Here is a 16,775-nt window from a genome sequence, read left to right on the forward strand (position 1 = left end):
CCCAACGCACTCCGTCACGAAGGGAGGCCCGGCATGACCGTCACCGAGGACTACATCGACGCCTCCGGCGGGGACTGGGACGACGTCATCGAGAAGGCGCAGGCCACCAGTGCCGAACGCCTCGTCGTCAACATGGGGCCCCAGCACCCGTCCACGCACGGCGTGCTCCGGCTGATCCTCACCCTGGACGGCGAGACCTGCACCGAGGCGCGTGTCGGTATCGGTTACCTGCACACCGGTATCGAGAAGAACCTGGAGTACCGGACCTGGACCCAGGGCACCACGTTCGTCACCCGCATGGACTACCTGACGCCGCTGTTCAACGAGACGGCGTACTGCCTCGCGGTCGAGAACCTGCTCGACATCACCGACCGCGTCCCCGAACGGGCCAACGTCATCCGCGTGATGATGATGGAGCTCAACCGGATGGCCTCGCACTTCGTCGCGATGGCCACCTTCGGCATGGAGCTGGGCGCGACCACGGTCATGACCAACGGCTTCCGTGAGCGCGAGATGATCCTGGACATCTTCGAGCTGGTCACCGGCCTGAGGATGAACCACGCCTACATCCGTCCCGGCGGCGTGTCCCAGGACCTGCCGCCCGGCACGGTCGGCAAGGTCCGCGAGCTGCTCAAGGAGATGCCCAAGCGCATCGGGACGATGCGCAAGCTCCTGGACGAGAACCCCGTCTACCTCGCCCGCACCAGGGACGTGGCCCACCTCAGCCTGTCCGGGTGCATGGCGCTCGGCATCACCGGGCCGCTGCTGCGCGCCTCCGGCCTGGCCTGGGACCTGCGCAAGGCCAAGCCCTACTGCGGATACGAGGACTACGAGTTCGACGTCCCCGTCTCCGACGGCGGCGACGTCTACGCCCGCTACCGGGTGCGCATGGCCGAGATGGAGGAGAGCCTCAAGATCGTCGAGCAGTGCCTCGACAGGCTCCGGCCCGGCCCGGTGATGATCAAGGACGCCAAGATCGGCTGGCCCGCCAAGCTGGCGCTGGGTCCCGACGGGCTGGGCAACTCGCCCGACCACATCGCGCACATCATGAGCGGTTCCATGGAGGCGCTCATCCACCACTTCAAGCTGGTCACCGAGGGCTTCCGGGTGCCGGCCGGCCAGGCCTACGCGGCCGTGGAGAGCGCCAAGGGCGAGCTCGGCTGCTACGCGGTCAGCGACGGGGGCACCCGCCCGTACCGCGTGCACTTCCGCGACCCCTCGTTCACCCACCTGCAGGCCGTCGCGGCCATGTGCGAGGGCGGCACGGTGGCGGACGTCATCGCGGCCGTGGCCAGTATCGACCCTGTGATGGGAGGCGTGGACCGGTGAACGAGCACGAGAACACCGAGACCACCGAGGCGGCCGAGCCGCGCGAGGCGTTCCCGGCCGAGGTCACGGCCCGGTTGGAACCGGACGCCAAGGAGATCATCGGCCGCTACCCGCGGCAGCGGTCCGCGCTGCTGCCGCTGCTGCACCTGGTGCAGGCCGAGGAGGGGCACGTCAGCAAGGCCGGCATGCGCTTCTGCGCCGACCAGCTCGACCTCACCCTCGCCGAGGTCAACGCGGTCGCCACCTTCTACACCATGTACCGCCGCCGCCCCGGTGGCGACTACCAGGTGGGCGTGTGCACCAACACCCTGTGCGCGGTGATGGGCGGCGACGAGATCTTCCAGTCCCTCAAGGACCACCTGGAGGTGGGCAACAGCGAGACCACCGGAGACGGGAAGGTCACGCTGGAGCACGTCGAGTGCAACGCGGCCTGCGACTTCGCACCCGTCGTGATGGTCAACTGGGAGTTCTTCGACAACCAGACCCCCGAGACCGCCAGGAAGCTCGTGGACGACCTGCGCCTGGGCAACGACGTCGCGCCCACGCGCGGCCCCGCGAGCCTGTGCACCTGGAAGCAGGCCTCCCGGGTCCTGGCCGGGTTCGACGACGGCCGCGCGGGCGAGGGCGTCCAGGCCGCCGAACCCTCCCTGGCCGGGCTCAGGCTGGCCAGGGAGCGCGGATGGTCGGCTCCGGACCCGAACGACCTTCCGCCCCGCGAACAGGGTGAGGAGGACGCCAAGTGACCACCCTGACCCCGATCCTCTCGAAGAACTGGGACCGTCCGGACTCCTTCACCCTGGAGGGCTACCAGGCCACCGGCGGCTACGGCGCACTGCGCACGGCCCTGGGCATGGATCCCGACTCCATCGTGGACCTGGTCAAGAAGTCCGGCCTGCGCGGCCGTGGCGGCGCCGGGTTCCCCACGGGGATGAAGTGGGGCTTCCTGCCCGCGGACAACCCCAACCCGCGCTACCTCGTCGTCAACGCCGACGAGTCCGAGCCGGGCACCTGCAAGGACATCCCGCTCATGCTCGCCAACCCGCACGCGCTGGTGGAGGGCGTGGCGATCGCGGCGTACGCGATCAGGTCCAGCCAGGCCTTCATCTACGTGCGCGGTGAGGTCGTCCACGTCGTCCGCCGCCTGCGCCAGGCCGTCGCCGACGCCCAGGAGGCCGGGCTGCTGGGCAAGGACGTCCTCGGCAGCGGCTTCGACCTCGACGTCGTCGTCCACGCCGGGGCGGGCGCCTACATCTGCGGCGAGGAGACCGCCCTGCTGGACTCCCTGGAGGGCTACCGGGGCCAGCCCCGGCTCAAGCCGCCCTTCCCCGCCGTGGCCGGGCTCTACGCCTCGCCCACCGTGGTGAACAACGTCGAGTCCATCGCCAGCGTGCCGAGCATCGTCGCCAACGGCACCGAGTGGTTCACGTCCATGGGCACCGAGAAGTCCGCCGGGTTCGGCTTCTTCTCCCTGTCCGGGCACGTCGCCAACCCGGGACAGTACGAGGCGCCGCTCGGCATCACCCTGCGCGAACTGCTCGACATGGCGGGCGGGATCCGCTCCGGGCACCAGCTCAAGTTCTGGACCCCCGGCGGCTCCTCCACGCCGATCTTCACCGATGAGCACCTGGACACCCCGCTCGACTTCGAGTCGGTGGGCGCCGCCGGGTCCATGCTCGGCACCCGGGCGCTCCAGATCTTCGACGAGACCACCTGCGTGGTACGCGCCGTCGGCCGCTGGATCGCCTTCTACGCCCACGAGTCCTGCGGCAAGTGCACACCCTGCCGCGAGGGCAACTTCTGGATGGTCCAGGTCCTGGACCGGCTGGAGAGGGGCCAGGGCACCGAGGCCGACCTCGACAAGCTCCTGGACATCTGCGACAACCTGCTCGGCCGCTCCTTCTGCGCCCTCGGCGACGGCGCGACCAGCCCGGTCATGTCCTCGATCAAGTACTTCCGACAGGAGTACATCGACCACGTCGAGAGGGGCGGCTGCCCCTTCGACCACACCAAGGCCACCCTGTGGGGCGACCAGCCGACCTCGACGGGAGGACACCAGTGACAGTCACCTCCAACTCCTCCGGTGGATCGGCGCCAGCGCCGCCCCCGGAGGACCTCGTCACCGTCACCATCGACGGTTTCCGGATCCAGGTGCCCAAGGGGACCCTGCTGATCCGGGCCGCCGAGCTCCTCGGCATCCAGATCCCCAGGTTCTGCGACCACCCGCTCCTGGACCCGGTCGGGGCCTGCCGCCAGTGCCTGGTGGAGATCCCCGACATGGGCAACGGGCGCGGCATGCCCAAGCCGCAGGCCTCCTGCACCATCACCGTGATGGAGGGGATGGTGGTCAACACCCACCTGACCTCCCCGGTGGCGGAGAAGGCCCAGCGCGGGATCATGGAGTTCCTGCTCATCAACCACCCGCTGGACTGCCCGGTCTGCGACAAGGGCGGCGAGTGCCCCCTGCAGAACCAGGCCATGTCCACCGGGCAGGGCGAGACCCGCTTCGTCGACGTCAAGCGGACCTTCCCCAAGCCGATCGCGCTGTCCTCCCAGGTGCTGCTGGACCGGGAGCGCTGCATCCAGTGCGCCCGCTGCACCCGCTTCGCCGCGCAGATCGCGGGCGACCCGCTCATCGAACTCATGGAGCGCGGCGCCGATGAGCAGGTCGGCATCGCCGAGGGCGAGCCCTTCCAGTCCTACTTCTCCGGCAACACCGTGCAGATCTGCCCGGTCGGCGCGCTCACCGGCTCCGCCTACCGGTTCCGGTCGCGCCCCTTCGACCTGGTGTCCACGCCCAGCGTGTGCGAGCACTGCGCCGACGGGTGCGCCCAGCGCACCGACCACCGGCGCGGCAAGGTCATGCGCCGCCTGGCCGGGGACGACCCCCAGGTCAACGAGGAGTGGAACTGCGACAAGGGGCGGTGGGCGTTCAGCTACACCACCCAGCCCGACCGCCTGTCCCGTCCGCTGGTGCGCGACGAGGAGACCCGGGCCCTGGAGTTCGCCTCCTGGCCCGAGGCCGTCAGCATGGCCGCCGAGGGCCTGTCCGCCGCGCGCGGCCGGGTCGGCGTCCTGGTCGGCGGGCGCCTGACCTACGAGGACGCCTACGCCTACGCCAAGTTCGCCCGGGTGGCCCTGCGCACCAACGACGTGGACGCCCGTGCCCGCGCGCACTCCGAGGAGGAGGCCGACTTCCTGGCCGCCCACGTCGCCGGAACCCCGGTCGACGTGGACTTCACCGCGCTGGAGAAGGCGCCCTCGGTGCTCCTGGCGGGGTTCGAACCCGAGGACGAGTCGCCGCTGGTCTTCCTGCGGCTGCGCAAGGGCGTGCGCAAGCGCGGGCTCAAGGTCTACTCGGTCGCCTCGCACGCCAGCCTGGGCCTGACCAAGACCAAGGGCACCCTGGTCAGGGCGGTCCCCGGTGACGAGGGCCGCGTCCTCAACGCCCTGGACACGGACGACCCCGAGGTCGTGTCGGCCCTGAACGAGGAGGGCTCGGTCATCATGGTGGGCGAGCGCCTGGCCGCCGTGCCCGGCGCCCTGACCGCCGCCGCGGCCCTGGCCGCGCGGACCGGTGCCCGCCTGGTGTGGGTACCGCGCCGCGCGGGGGAACGCGGGGCCGTCGACGCCGGGGCGCTGCCGGGCCTGCTGCCCGGGGGCCGCCCGGTCACCGACCCCTCCGCCCGCGCGGAGGTCGCCCGTGCCTGGAACGTGGGCTCCCTGCCCGAGGCCCCCGGACGCGACACCGCCGCCATCATCGAGGCCGCCGCGTCCGGACAGCTCGACGCCCTGCTCGTCGCCGGGGTCGAACTGGACGACCTGCCCGACCCCGACGCCGCGCGTGAGGCCCTGGCCCGGGTGCCGTTCGTCGTCAGCCTCGAACTGCGCGCCAGCGACGTCACCGACCGCGCCGACGTGGTGCTGCCGGTGGCCGCCGTGGCGGAGAAGTCCGGAACCTTCGTCAACTGGGAGGGCCGCCACCGGCCCTTCGGTGACGCGCTCAGGGTTCCCGGTGCCCTGGCCGACCTGCGGGTGCTCTCCGCGGTCGCCGACCAGATGGACGTGCACCTGGGCCTGCCGGACGCCGCGTCCGCCTACGGCGAGCTGATGGAGCTGGGCCTGTGGACCGGACAGCGCACCGCCGCGCCCCGGGTGCGCCCCGTGGAGGTCGCCGGGCCCGAGCCCGGCCAGGCCGTCCTCTCCACCTGGCGCCAGCTGCTCGGCACCGGCCGGATGGAGGACGGTGAGCCCTACCTCGCCGGAACCGCCCGCCAGGCCCGCGCCTACCTGTCCAAGGCCACGGCCGACGAGGTCGGCGTCCCCGACGGCGGCACGCTCCACGTCACCGGCGCACGCGGATCGGTGTCCGTGCCCGTGGTCGTCACCGACATCGCCGACAGGGTCGTCTGGCTCCCGGCCAACGCCGACGGCTGCGACGTACCCCGTGACCTGGGCGGCGGCGCCGGCCAGACCGTCCTGCTGGCCGCGTCCACCACCACATCCGGGAGGCAGGAATGACCCCCGCCGCTCTCGATCCGCGCGTGGCCCACCTGGCCTCCGAGGAGACACTGAGCGCCTTCGGCAGCGATCCCTGGTGGATCACCACCATCAAGGCGCTGGGGATCTTCGTCTTCCTCATGCTCTGCGTGCTGATGATGATCATGGCCGACCGCAAGGTCATGGGCCGGATGCAGCAGCGCCACGGGCCGAACCGGATGGGCCCCTTCGGCCTGCTCCAGTCCCTGTTCGACGGCATCAAGCTCTCCCTCAAGGAGGACCTGATCCCGCGCGGGGTGGACCGGTTCGTCTACATCGCCGCGCCGGTGATCGCGGCCGTGCCCGCGTTCATCGCGTTCTCGGTCATCCCCATCGGACCCGAGGTGAGCATGTTCGGGGTCATCACCCCGCTCCAGCTCACCGACCTGCCCATCGCGGCCCTGGTGGTCCTGGCCACCGCCGCGCTGGGGGTGTACGGGTTCGTGCTCGGCGGCTGGGCCTCCCAGTCGCCCTACGCCCTGCTCGGCGGACTGCGCGCCTCCGCGCAGGTGATCAGCTACGAGATCGCGATGGGCCTGTCCTTCGTCGCGGTCTTCATCATGTCGGGCACCCTCACCACGTCGGGGATCGTCGAGTCCCAGCGCGGTCTGTGGTTCGCCGTGCTGCTCCTGCCGTCCTTCCTCGTCTACCTGGTGACGATGGTCGGCGAGACCAACCGGCTGCCCTTCGACCTGGCCGAGGGCGAGGGCGAGATCGTCGGCGGCTTCATGACCGAGTACGGGTCCATGAAGTTCACGATGTTCTTCCTCGCCGAGTACGTGAACATGTGCACGGTCGCCGCCGTGTCCGTCACGCTCTTCCTCGGCGGCTGGCTCGCCCCGCCCGGGATCACCGCGTTCCTCCCCGGAGCCAACGAGGGCTGGTGGCCTCCCCTGTGGTGGCTGCTCAAGTTCGCCTTCGTGATGTTCCTGTTCATCTGGGCGCGCGGCAGCCTGCCCCGGGTGCGCTACGACCAGCTGATGAAGCTCGGCTGGAAGGTGCTCATCCCGATCCAGCTGGTGTGGATCACCGCCGTCGCCGTCGTGCGGATGCTCGTCCTGGAGGACGCGTCGCCGGTGGTCGTCGGCCTCGTGGTCGCCGCGTTCACCGCCGCCACGGTGGCCGCCTTCGCCGCCTGGCTGCGCCACGCGCGCCGCGAGCGCGCGGAGGAGGCACTCCAGCGCGCCGAGAGCGCCCGCCGCGCGCGCGAGGATCCCGCCTTCGGCGGGTTCCCGGTGCCACCGAGCACCGCCCCGCACTACGGCAGCAGCGTGCTCGCCGAACCACCGCGGACGGCTCCGGCCGCCGCTGCCGACCGCAACAAGAAGGGTGAGGAGGTTACCGGTGCTTGAGTGGCTCAACCCCGTCAAGGGTTTCGGTGTCACCTTCCACGCGATGTTCACGAAGGTGCCGACCGTCGAGTACCCGGAGGTCAAGCGCCCCACGGCGCCGCGCTTCCACGGACGACACCAGCTGAACAGGTGGGCCGACGGCCTGGAGAAGTGCATCGGGTGCGAACTGTGCGCCTGGGCCTGTCCGGCCGACGCCATCTACGTGGAGGCCGGTGACAACACCGACGACGACAGGTACTCGCCCGGCGAACGCTACGGCCGGGTGTACCAGATCAACTACCTGCGCTGCATCCTGTGCGGGCTGTGCGTGGAGGCCTGCCCCACGCGCGCCCTCACGATGACCAACGAGTACGAGCTGGCCGACGACAGCAGGCAGAGCCTGATCTGGACCAAGGAGCAGCTGCTCGCCCCGCTCAAGGAGGGGATGGAACAGCCGCCGCACCCGATGCGCCTGGGCGAGACCGAACAGGACTACTACGCCACCGGGCGCGGCCAGCACGGTTCACAGGACGGGCAGCAGGCGCAGGAGAGCACGGAGGGGGTCCGTTGAACCCGCTCACCAGCGCCTCCCAGGGCGCACCGCTCGACGGCTCCCTGCACCTGGCCGCCCCGATCGGCGGCGGCGAGGCGGCCACGTTCTGGATCCTGGGCTCGGTGGTCCTCCTCGGTGCCCTGGGCGTGGTCTTCTCCCGCAAGGCCGTGCACTCGGCCATGTCCATGGCGCTGACCATGGTCGGCCTGGCCATCTTCTACGGCATCAACGCGGCGCCGTTCCTGATGGTCGTGCAGATCGTGGTCTACACCGGCGCCGTCCTCATGCTGTTCCTGTTCGTGCTGATGCTCGTCGGTGTCAGCTCGGCCGACTCCCTGGTGGAGACGATCAGCGGACAGCGGGTCCTGACGGCCCTCGTGGCGCTGTGCTTCGTCGGCGCCCTGGCCACCGGCATCACCCGCATCACCGTGGGCGACCCGGTCGGCCTGACCGAGGGCGCCGCGGCGGCGGGCGGCACAATCCCGTGGATCGCGGGCGAGCTGCTCCTGCGCTACGTGGTCGCCTTCGAGGCCACCGGCGCGCTGCTCATCACCGCCGTCCTGGGCGCCATGGTGCTGGCGCACACCGTCCGTACCAAGAAGCGCCGCACGCAGCGGGAGATCGCCGAGGACCGCATCCGCGGCGACCACCCGACGCCGCTGCCCGGGCCCGGCACCTACGCCCGGCACAACGCGATCGACATGCCCGCGCTGCTGCCGGACGGCACGGTCGCCAAGCTGTCCCTCAACCCGGTGCTCACCGCGCGCGACCCCGAGTACCAGTCGCGGGTGCCCTCCGACGTGCGGGCCACCCAGGCGCCGCTGTTCGGCGGGGCCTCGGACTCCGCCGAGGCCAAGACGGTCGGGCCCGTGGCCGACGACCAGGCCCGGCCCGCCGCGGAGGACCCCGGGGAGCCCGGGGAGCCGGGCGGCTCCGACGGCGCACCGGACGAGGGAAGCCCCGGTGACACGGGCGGCCCGGACACCCCCGACGCCTCCGAGGGCGCGGGCGGTCCGGCCGGGACGGACGGCTCCGACAGCAACGGCAACGGGCAGGAGGTCGAGTCCTCGTGGACCCGATGAACTACATCGTCCTCGCGGCGCTGCTGTTCACCATCGGCGCCGTCGGCGTGCTCCTTCGGCGCAACGCGATCATCGTCTTCATGTGCGTGGAGCTCATGCTCAACGCCTGCAACCTGGCGTTCGTCTCGTTCGCCCGGATGCACGGGGACATCGAGGGGCAGGTCATCGCCTTCTTCGTGATGGTCGTCGCCGCCGCCGAGGTGGTCGTGGGCCTCGCGATCATCATGCAGATCTTCCGAACCCGCAGGTCCGCGTCGCTCGATGACGCGAACCTGCTCAAGCACTAGAAGGCGACGTGGCTGTGACATCTCACGCGTACCTCGCCGCCGAACCCGCGGTGGCGACCGCGGCCGACAGCGCGGTGCTGTCGGGCGCATGGCTGCTCATCGCCCTGCCGCTCGCGGGCGCGGCGATCCTGCTGCTCGGCGGCAGGCGCACCGACAAGTGGGGGCACTGGCTGGCCACGGCCCTGCCGGCGGCCTCCTTCGTCTGGGCCCTCCTCGTCCTGTTCGACCTGCTCGGCAGGGCCTCCGACGCGCGCAGCGTCTCCGTCCCCGTCTACCAGTGGTTCTCCGTCGGCGGCCTCGAAGCCGGGGTGGACCTGCTGGTGGACCCGCTCTCGATCAGCTTCGCCCTGCTGATCACCTTCGTGGGCTCGCTGATCCACGTCTACTCGGTCGGCTACATGGCCGAGGAACCGGGCAGGCGGCGCTTCTTCGCCTACCTGAACCTGTTCGTGGCGGCCATGCTCGTGCTGGTGCTCGCGGACAACTTCGTGCTGCTCTTCCTCGGCTGGGAGGGTGTGGGCCTGGCGTCCTACCTGCTCATCGGGTTCTGGCAGTACAAGCCCTCCGCGGCCGTGGCGGCCAAGAAGGCGTTCCTCATCAACCGGGTCGGCGACATGGGCCTGCTCATCGCGATCATGATCATGTTCTCGGTGATGGGCGCGGTCAGCTTCAGCGACGTGTTCGCCGCCGTCCCGGGCGCGAGCGACGGCGTGCTGCTGGCGATCGGGCTGCTGCTGCTCCTCGGCGCCTGCGGCAAGTCCGCGCAGCTGCCGCTGCAGGCGTGGCTCCTCGACGCCATGGAGGGCCCGACCCCGGTGTCCGCGCTCATCCACGCGGCCACCATGGTCACCGCCGGCGTGTACCTCATCGTGCGCGCCGGACCCGTCTTCGAGGGCGCCCCGGTGGCCCAGACCGCGGTCACCGTCGTGGGCGCCGCCACCATGCTGGCGGGCGGGATCATCGCCTCGGCCAAGGACGACATCAAGAAGTCCCTGGCCGGGTCCACGATGAGCCAGATCGGCATGATGGTGCTGGCCGCCGGGCTGGGCCCGGTCGGCTACGTGGCCGCCATCGCCCACCTGGTCACCCACGGCTTCTTCAAGGCCGGGCTGTTCCTCGGCGCCGGATCGGTCATGCACGCCATGAACGACGGCGTGAACATGCGCAGGTACGGCGGACTGGCCCGGATCATGCCGGTCACCTTCGCCACCTTCGCCCTGGGCTACCTGGCCATCATCGGTTTCCCGCTGCTGTCGGGCTGGTGGACCAAGGAGAGCATCATCTCCGCGGCCTTCGGGGTGGGCGGAACCCAGGGCATGGTGCTCGGAACGGCCGTCATCGTCGGCGCGGGGCTCACCGCCTTCTACATGTCGCGGATGGTCTTCATGACCTTCTTCGGGAGGAAGCGGTGGGACGAGGGCGTGCACCCGCACGAGTCGCCGGTCAGCATGACCGCCCCCATGGTGGTGCTGGCGATCGGCTCGGTCGCGCTCGGCGCCTTCCTGACGCTCGGTGACCGGTTCGCGGGCTTCCTCGCCCCGGCCACCGGCGCCCACCCGCACCACTTCGACGTGGCGCACGCGTTCACCTCGCCCTACGGCCTGGCCGCCCTGGGCGTACTGGTGGTCGGCGTGGCGGCCGCCTGGGCGGTGTACCTGCGCAGGCCGGTGGCCGAGACCGCTCCCAAGGGCAACCCGGTCACCGTCGCCGCCAGCCGCGAGCTGTACGGCAACGAGATCAACGAGGGCCTGATCATGCGGCCCGGCCAGGCGCTCACCGGGGCGCTGCTCCTCATCGAGGACAAGGTCATCGACGGAGCGGTCAACGGACTCGGCGCGGGCGTGCGCGACTCCTCCAAGGGGTTGGGCCGGACCCAGACCGGGTTCGCCCGCACGTACGCGCTCACCATGCTCTTCGGCGCCGTCGTCGTCGCCGCGACGCTGGCTGTGAGGTTGTAGACAATGATCCCCTGGCTCACTATCGCGATCGCGCTCCCCGCGGTCGGCGCGGCCCTGGTCTGGGCACTACCGCGCACAGCGGCGAAGGCCTCCCCGGCCCAAGCCGTCAGGACCGCCAAGGCCGACAGGGCCGCCGAGGCCCCGGCGGACGGCGGCGGCACGGCCACGGCCGTCCGCCCCGCCACCGCGGCCGGGGGCGGCGGGTCGGCCGAGACCGCCAAGCGGCTCACCCTGGGCTTCTCGATCGCCACCCTGCTCGTGGTCGCGGCCATGGCACTGCGGTTCGACACCTCCCAGGCCGGAAGCCTGCAGTTCGAGGAGGTCCATCCCTGGATCCAGCGCTTCGGCGTCAACTACGCCGTGGGCGTGGACGGCATCGCCCTGGTGATGATCCTGATGTCGGCCGTCCTGGTGCCTCTGGTCATCCTGGCCGCCTGGAACGAACACGAGGACCGTCCCGGTGGCGGGCGCGGGTACTTCGCGCTCATCCTGGTCCTGGAAGCGATGATGATCGGCGTCTTCGCCGCCACCGACGTCTTCCTGTTCTACGTGTTCTTCGAGGCCATGCTCATCCCGGTCTACTTCATGATCGGGCGCTACGGACGTGGCGACGACCGTGCCAGGGCCGCGGCCAAGTTCCTGCTGTACAGCCTGGCCGGCGGCCTGATCATGCTGGTCTCGGTGATCGGCGTGTACGTCATCGGCGGCAGCTTCCTGTGGACCGACCTGGTCGGCGAGGGCAGCGCCCTCGCCGCGGTGGACCCGGCCACGGCGCGCTGGCTGTTCCTCGGCTTCTTCATCGCCTTCGCGATCAAGGCGCCGATGTGGCCCGTGCACACCTGGCTGCCCTCGGCGGCGGGCGCCTCGCGCCCGGGTACCGCCGTGCTGCTCGTGGGCGTGCTCGACAAGGTCGGCACCTACGGCATGCTGCGCTACTGCCTGGAGCTGTTCCCGGCGGCAGTGTCGTGGTTCGTGTGGCCGGTGGTGGCGCTGAGCCTGGTGAGCATCATCTACGGAGCGGTCCTCGCCATCGGGCAGAACGACATGATGCGCCTGGTGGCGTACACCTCGGTGTCCCACTTCGGCTTCATCACCCTGGGCATCTTCGCCCTGACCGCGCAGGGGCAGGCCGGAGCCGCCCTGTACATGGTCAACCACGGGTTCGCGACCGGGGCGCTGTTCCTGGTCGTGGGCTTCCTCATCGCCCGCCGCGGCTCCTCGCTCATCAGCGACTACGGCGGTGTGCAGAAGGTCGCGCCCAGACTCGCCGGGGTGTTCCTCGTGACGGGCCTGGCCGGTCTGGCGCTGCCGGGCCTGGCGCCGTTCGTCAGCGAGTTCCTGGTGTTCGTCGGGGTGTACGCGTTCAACCCGGTCCCGGCGGTCATCGCCGCGGTCGGCGTGGTGCTGGCCGCGCTGTACATCCTGTGGATGTACCAGCGCACCATGAACGGCCCCACCAAGGAGGGGCTGACCGGTCTGCGCGACCTGTCCGCGCGGGAGACGTGGGCCGTCGCCCCGCTGCTCGCGCTCATCCTCGTGCTCGGCCTGTACCCGCAGCCGGTGCTGGACGTGATCAACCCGGCGGTCGAGCGCACCGTCGGTATCGGCTCCGGGACGGCGGACACGGCCGCGGACGGCGGCAGTGAGAGCGCCGTGGGCGCCCAGGAAGAGGAAGGAGACGCGGAGTGATCCCCCACATGGACCTTCCCGTCATCACCGAGACGCCGCCGAACATCGACTGGTGGCTGCTCGCGCCGCTGGTCGTGGTGTTCGCCGCCGGTGTTCTGGGTGTGCTGTTCGAGGCGTTCGTACCGAAGGGACGGCGCCGCGGGATCCAGATCGGACTCGCGGTGCTCGCGCTGCTGACGGCGTTCGTGCTGCTGGTGCTCCAGGTGGGCTCGCTGCCCGCCGAGGAGCCGGGTGTGACGATCGCCGCCGGCGTGCTGGCGGTGGACCGGACGGTGATCTTCTTCCAGGGCACCATCACCGTGCTGGCGCTGGTGAGCCTGCTGCTGATCTCCGAGCGCAGGGACGGGCGCGACGCCTTCGCCGCGCAGGCGGCGACGGTGCCCGGAAGCGAGGAGGAGCGCGCGCACATCCTGGCGGGCTCCCAGCACACCGAGGTGTACCCGCTGGTGCTGTTCGCGGTGCTGGGCATGCTGATGTTCCCGGCCTCGAACGACTTCCTGACGATGTTCATCGCGCTGGAGGTGATGAGCCTCCCGCTGTACCTGCTGTGCGGGCTGGCCCGGCGCCGCCGCCTGTTCTCGCAGGAGGCCGCGGTCAAGTACTTCCTGCTGGGCGCGTTCTCCTCGGCCTTCTTCCTGTTCGGTGCCGCCATGGTCTACGGCTACGCCGGATCGGTGAACTTCGGCGAGATCCGCGAGGCCGTCGAGGCGGGCGGCGCGGAGATCTTCCAGGGCGGCGACGGTGAGCCGCTGCTGCTGATGGGCATCGGGATGGTGGCGATCGGCCTGCTGTTCAAGGTGGGCGCCGTGCCCTTCCACAACTGGAAGCCGGACGTGTACCAGGGCGCGCCGACCCCGATCACGGCGCTGATGGCCTCCTGCACGCTGGTCGCCGCGTTCGGCGCGCTGCTGCGGGTGTTCTTCGTGCCCTTCGGCGGCTCGGCGGAGAGCTGGCAGCCGATGCTGTGGGTGGTGGCCGTCCTGACGATGGTCGTCGCCGCGGTCATCGCGGTCACCCAGCGCGACGTCAAGCGGCTGCTGGCCTACTCGTCCGTGGTGCACGCCGGGTTCGTCCTGACCGCGGTCGTGGCGGGCAGCACCGACGGGCTCGCGGGCGCCATGTTCTACCTGGCGGCGTACGGGTTCACCACGCTGGGCGCGTTCGCCGTGGTGACGCTGGTGCGGACCAGGGACGGCGGGCAGGAGCTCGGTGACCTGGACCGGTGGGCGGGGCTGGGCCGCCGCTCCCCGGCGCTGGCCGGTGCGCTGGCACTGTTCCTGCTGGCCTTCGCCGGTATTCCGCTGACCAGCGGCTTCATCGGCAAGTTCGCGGTGTTCGAGGCGGCCGTGGCGGCCGGTGCCACCCCGCTGGTGGTGGTGGGTGTCCTGAGCAGCGTGGTGACCGCGTTCTTCTACGTGCGGATCATCGTGGTGATGTTCTTCCGGGACCCGGAGGGCGAGGGCCCCATGGTGGTGCGCGCGGGCGCGGCCACGGGCGGGGTCATCGTGATCGGGGTGGCGGCGACGCTGCTGCTCGGCCTGTACCCGGGACCGGTGCTGGACCACATGCTGCCGTCCTCGGAGATCGGCTCCGACCCGGTCGCGGTGATGGTGGACCAGACGTCCACGGAAACAGGCGCGGAATGACCGGTTATCAGGTCTGACCTGCGCTTGGGCACCGGACGGTCCCGTATCCGGGTGTGGCTTTGGCTGTTCATTCCGGGTCGGATACCGTGGCAAGTCGGATCATGTTCATGTGCCGAGCACGCGGTGGCCCCCTCACCGGGGGTCACCGCCGTGCCCGTTCAACAGGTGGAGCTTTACGGTGAGCGGTGCTGTCCCGAGCGGGTTTCTCGCTCTGCCGAGAGTCGATACGGCCCTCGTCCGTGAGGTCGAGGACAACCTGGAGAAGGTCGAGAGCCTGCTGAGGGAGTCGGTCACGTCGAGCGACCCCCTGCTGACCGAGGCCGCCTCCCACCTGTTGGAGGCCGGGGGCAAGCGCTTCCGCGCGACCCTGGTGCTGCTGGCCGCCCACTTCGGCGACCCGACCGTGCCCGACCTCATCCCGGCCGCGGCCGTGGTGGAGCTCACGCACGTGGCCACGCTCTACCACGACGACGTCATGGACGAGGCCGAGCTGCGGCGGGGCGAGCCGAGCGCCAACCAGCGCTGGGGCAACAGCATCGCCATCCTGACCGGCGACTACGTCTTCGCCCGCGCCTCGGAGATGCTCGCCGACCTGGGCACCGAGGCGGTCCGGCTGCAGGCGGTCACGTTCGCGCGCCTGGTGCAGGGACAGATCCTGGAGACTTCGGGCCCGCCGGAGGGCGCCGACCCGCTGGACCACTACCTGCGGGTGATCAGCGACAAGACGGCGTCGCTGATCGCGTCGTCGGCGGAGTTCGGCGGGATGTTCGGCAAGGTCGACCCGGAGACGGTCGGGACGGTCACGCGGGCCTGCGACGCCCTGGGCATGGCCTTCCAGCTGGCCGACGACATCCTGGACGTGGCGAGCGAGAGCATGGACTCGGGCAAGACCCCGGGCACCGACCTGCGCGAGGGCGTGCTCACCCTGCCGATGTTCTACGCGCTGCGCTCGCGGGACGCGTCCGACGCGCGGCTCAAGTCGCTGCTCGGCCGCCCGCTGGACGACGACGAGGCCGAGGAGGCCCTGGCCCTGCTGCGGGTGCACCCGGCGATGGCCGAGGCCGGGGCCACCCTGCGGGGCTGGGCCGACAAGGCGCGCGCCGAACTGGTGACCCTGCCCCAGGTCCCCGCGAGGGAGGCCTTCGAGTCGCTGTGCGACTACGTGGTCGAGCGCTCCGGCTGACCGGGCCACAGCCCGCGGACACAGGCCGCCACCCGGCACATGACGACGGCGCCGCCCCACCGGGACGGCGCCGTCGTCGTGGTCGGGGCTAGCTCACGACGGGCAGGGCCTCGAAGCCGGGCATCTCCATGAAGGTCGGGTGCTGGGTCATGCCCTCAGGGGTCTCCTGCGGGACGGTCCCCCCGTCGACGGAGACCAGGTCGCCGGTGTCCAGATCGTTCAGCAGGTCCGTGCCCCGGCCGAGCTCGTTCACCAGGTCCTCGGCGGTCTGGGTGTCGATGTCCTCGGCGACCCGGGGCAGACCGGCGTCGGCGAGCTGCGGCAGGGTGGCGTCGGCCGTGTCGTCGACGAGGGGCAGGCCGGTGCCGGAGACGCGGGGCAGTCCGGAGTCGGCCAGGGGGCCGTCCACGTTGACGGTCTCCAGTTCGGCGGCCGGGACGTCGCCGGCCAGGACGGCGCCGGCCAGGTCCCCGAGGCCGGGCGCGCTCGGCGAGGACTGCGGAACGGTGGCGGAGTCGGTCAGGCCGAGGGCGCCGGTCGGCGAGGGCAGGCCGGAGGTGTCCGGCAGCTGGGCGACCTGGCCGATCCTGGGCAGGTCCACCGACTCACGCAGCGCGTAGACGGACTCCACGGTGTGGGGCAGCACCTCCATGGCGGTCTCCTCGGCGCGCGAACCGGTGCGGGTGGCCGCGTCCTCCACGGCGACGCCCGCCTGCTGGCCGCCCTGTTCGAGGGCCCTGCCGAGGTCGTGGCCGGCGGTGTCGTGGGGGTCGCCGTCCAGTCCGGTGGCGTCCTGGGTCCTGGAAACGGTGTCGGCGAGGGCGGAGGTCGGGTTGGGCAGCTCGCCGACCGGGGTGCGCAGGGCCTCGCCCTCGGGCAGCGGAGCGGACAGGTCGGGCGCGGGCTTGTCGGGGTTGTGCGCGGTCTCCTGAAGCTCCGACAGCGCGCTGTCCGCGACGGGTCCGACGCCTTCGGGGGCCAGGCTGTTCACGGTGGGCGCGACACCCTCGACGAGAGCCCGCTCGACGACGGGCGCGATCTCGTGGACGGGGGAGGAGAGCGTCTCGGCGCCCGCCACCCCGGAACCGAGGGCGATGAAGCCCGCCGTTCCCGCGGCGAGGAGGACGGTCCGGGCTGGGATGCGCTTGCTCTGTGTCATGGGTTTCCTTCCGAAGGATGCG

13 protein-coding genes are annotated in these 16,775 nt (G+C 71.1%); 12 read left to right on the forward strand and 1 reads right to left on the reverse strand.

Annotated features, from left to right (window positions below):
- The first annotated feature begins 33 nt into the window (after positions 1 to 33).
- From FYX01_RS05800 to FYX01_RS05855, 12 genes are all read left to right on the forward strand, one after another.
- A complete protein-coding gene (locus FYX01_RS05800; RefSeq protein ID WP_150238296.1) occupies positions 34 to 1,329 on the forward strand; it encodes an NADH-quinone oxidoreductase subunit D in 1,296 nt (431 codons plus the stop codon).
- Positions 1,326 to 2,072 carry an NADH-quinone oxidoreductase subunit NuoE gene (gene nuoE / locus FYX01_RS05805; RefSeq protein WP_150238298.1) on the forward strand — a complete coding sequence of 249 codons (747 nt, stop codon included), beginning with the start codon at positions 1,326 to 1,328 and terminating at the stop codon, positions 2,070 to 2,072. Before FYX01_RS05800 ends, nuoE begins: the two co-directional genes overlap by 4 nt.
- Positions 2,069 to 3,388 (forward strand): NADH-quinone oxidoreductase subunit NuoF, encoded by a 1,320-nt coding sequence (gene nuoF, locus FYX01_RS05810; RefSeq protein WP_150238300.1) that lies wholly within the window; start codon positions 2,069 to 2,071, stop codon positions 3,386 to 3,388. The genes nuoE and nuoF overlap by 4 nt, the downstream gene beginning before the upstream one ends.
- A complete protein-coding gene (locus FYX01_RS05815; protein WP_150238302.1) occupies positions 3,385 to 5,847 on the forward strand; it encodes an NADH-quinone oxidoreductase subunit G in 2,463 nt (820 codons plus the stop codon). The genes nuoF and FYX01_RS05815 overlap by 4 nt, the downstream gene beginning before the upstream one ends.
- Entirely contained in the window at positions 5,844 to 7,217 is a 1,374-nt protein-coding gene (gene nuoH, locus FYX01_RS05820; RefSeq protein ID WP_150238304.1) for an NADH-quinone oxidoreductase subunit NuoH, read from the forward strand. The genes FYX01_RS05815 and nuoH overlap by 4 nt, the downstream gene beginning before the upstream one ends.
- Positions 7,210 to 7,767 (forward strand): NADH-quinone oxidoreductase subunit NuoI, encoded by a 558-nt coding sequence (gene nuoI, locus FYX01_RS05825; protein ID WP_150238306.1) that lies wholly within the window; start codon positions 7,210 to 7,212, stop codon positions 7,765 to 7,767. Before nuoH ends, nuoI begins: the two co-directional genes overlap by 8 nt.
- Positions 7,764 to 8,831, forward strand: coding sequence for an NADH-quinone oxidoreductase subunit J (locus FYX01_RS05830; RefSeq protein ID WP_150238308.1), 1,068 nt, complete (start codon positions 7,764 to 7,766; stop codon positions 8,829 to 8,831). The genes nuoI and FYX01_RS05830 overlap by 4 nt, the downstream gene beginning before the upstream one ends.
- A complete protein-coding gene (nuoK, locus tag FYX01_RS05835; RefSeq protein WP_150238310.1) occupies positions 8,819 to 9,118 on the forward strand; it encodes an NADH-quinone oxidoreductase subunit NuoK in 300 nt (99 codons plus the stop codon). The genes FYX01_RS05830 and nuoK overlap by 13 nt, the downstream gene beginning before the upstream one ends.
- A gap of 14 nt (positions 9,119 to 9,132) precedes the next feature.
- A complete protein-coding gene (gene nuoL, locus FYX01_RS05840; RefSeq protein ID WP_150238698.1) occupies positions 9,133 to 11,076 on the forward strand; it encodes an NADH-quinone oxidoreductase subunit L in 1,944 nt (647 codons plus the stop codon).
- A gap of 3 nt (positions 11,077 to 11,079) precedes the next feature.
- A complete protein-coding gene (locus tag FYX01_RS05845; RefSeq protein WP_150238312.1) occupies positions 11,080 to 12,765 on the forward strand; it encodes an NADH-quinone oxidoreductase subunit M in 1,686 nt (561 codons plus the stop codon).
- An 8-nt stretch (positions 12,766 to 12,773) separates the two neighbouring features.
- Entirely contained in the window at positions 12,774 to 14,411 is a 1,638-nt protein-coding gene (nuoN, locus tag FYX01_RS05850; RefSeq protein WP_150238700.1) for an NADH-quinone oxidoreductase subunit NuoN, read from the forward strand.
- Positions 14,412 to 14,589: 178 nt separating this feature from the next.
- On the forward strand, positions 14,590 to 15,594 hold the full coding sequence (locus tag FYX01_RS05855; RefSeq protein WP_150238314.1) for a polyprenyl synthetase family protein: 1,005 nt from the start codon (positions 14,590 to 14,592) through the stop codon (positions 15,592 to 15,594).
- A gap of 88 nt (positions 15,595 to 15,682) precedes the next feature.
- Here the strand turns inward: FYX01_RS05855 and FYX01_RS05860 are convergent, their stop codons facing one another.
- A complete protein-coding gene (locus FYX01_RS05860; protein WP_150238316.1) occupies positions 15,683 to 16,753 on the reverse strand; it encodes a hypothetical protein in 1,071 nt (356 codons plus the stop codon).
- Positions 16,754 to 16,775: the final 22 nt, after the last annotated feature.

This window comes from Nocardiopsis quinghaiensis, assembly GCF_008638365.1.
Lineage (GTDB): Bacteria > Actinomycetota > Actinomycetes > Streptosporangiales > Streptosporangiaceae > Nocardiopsis > Nocardiopsis quinghaiensis.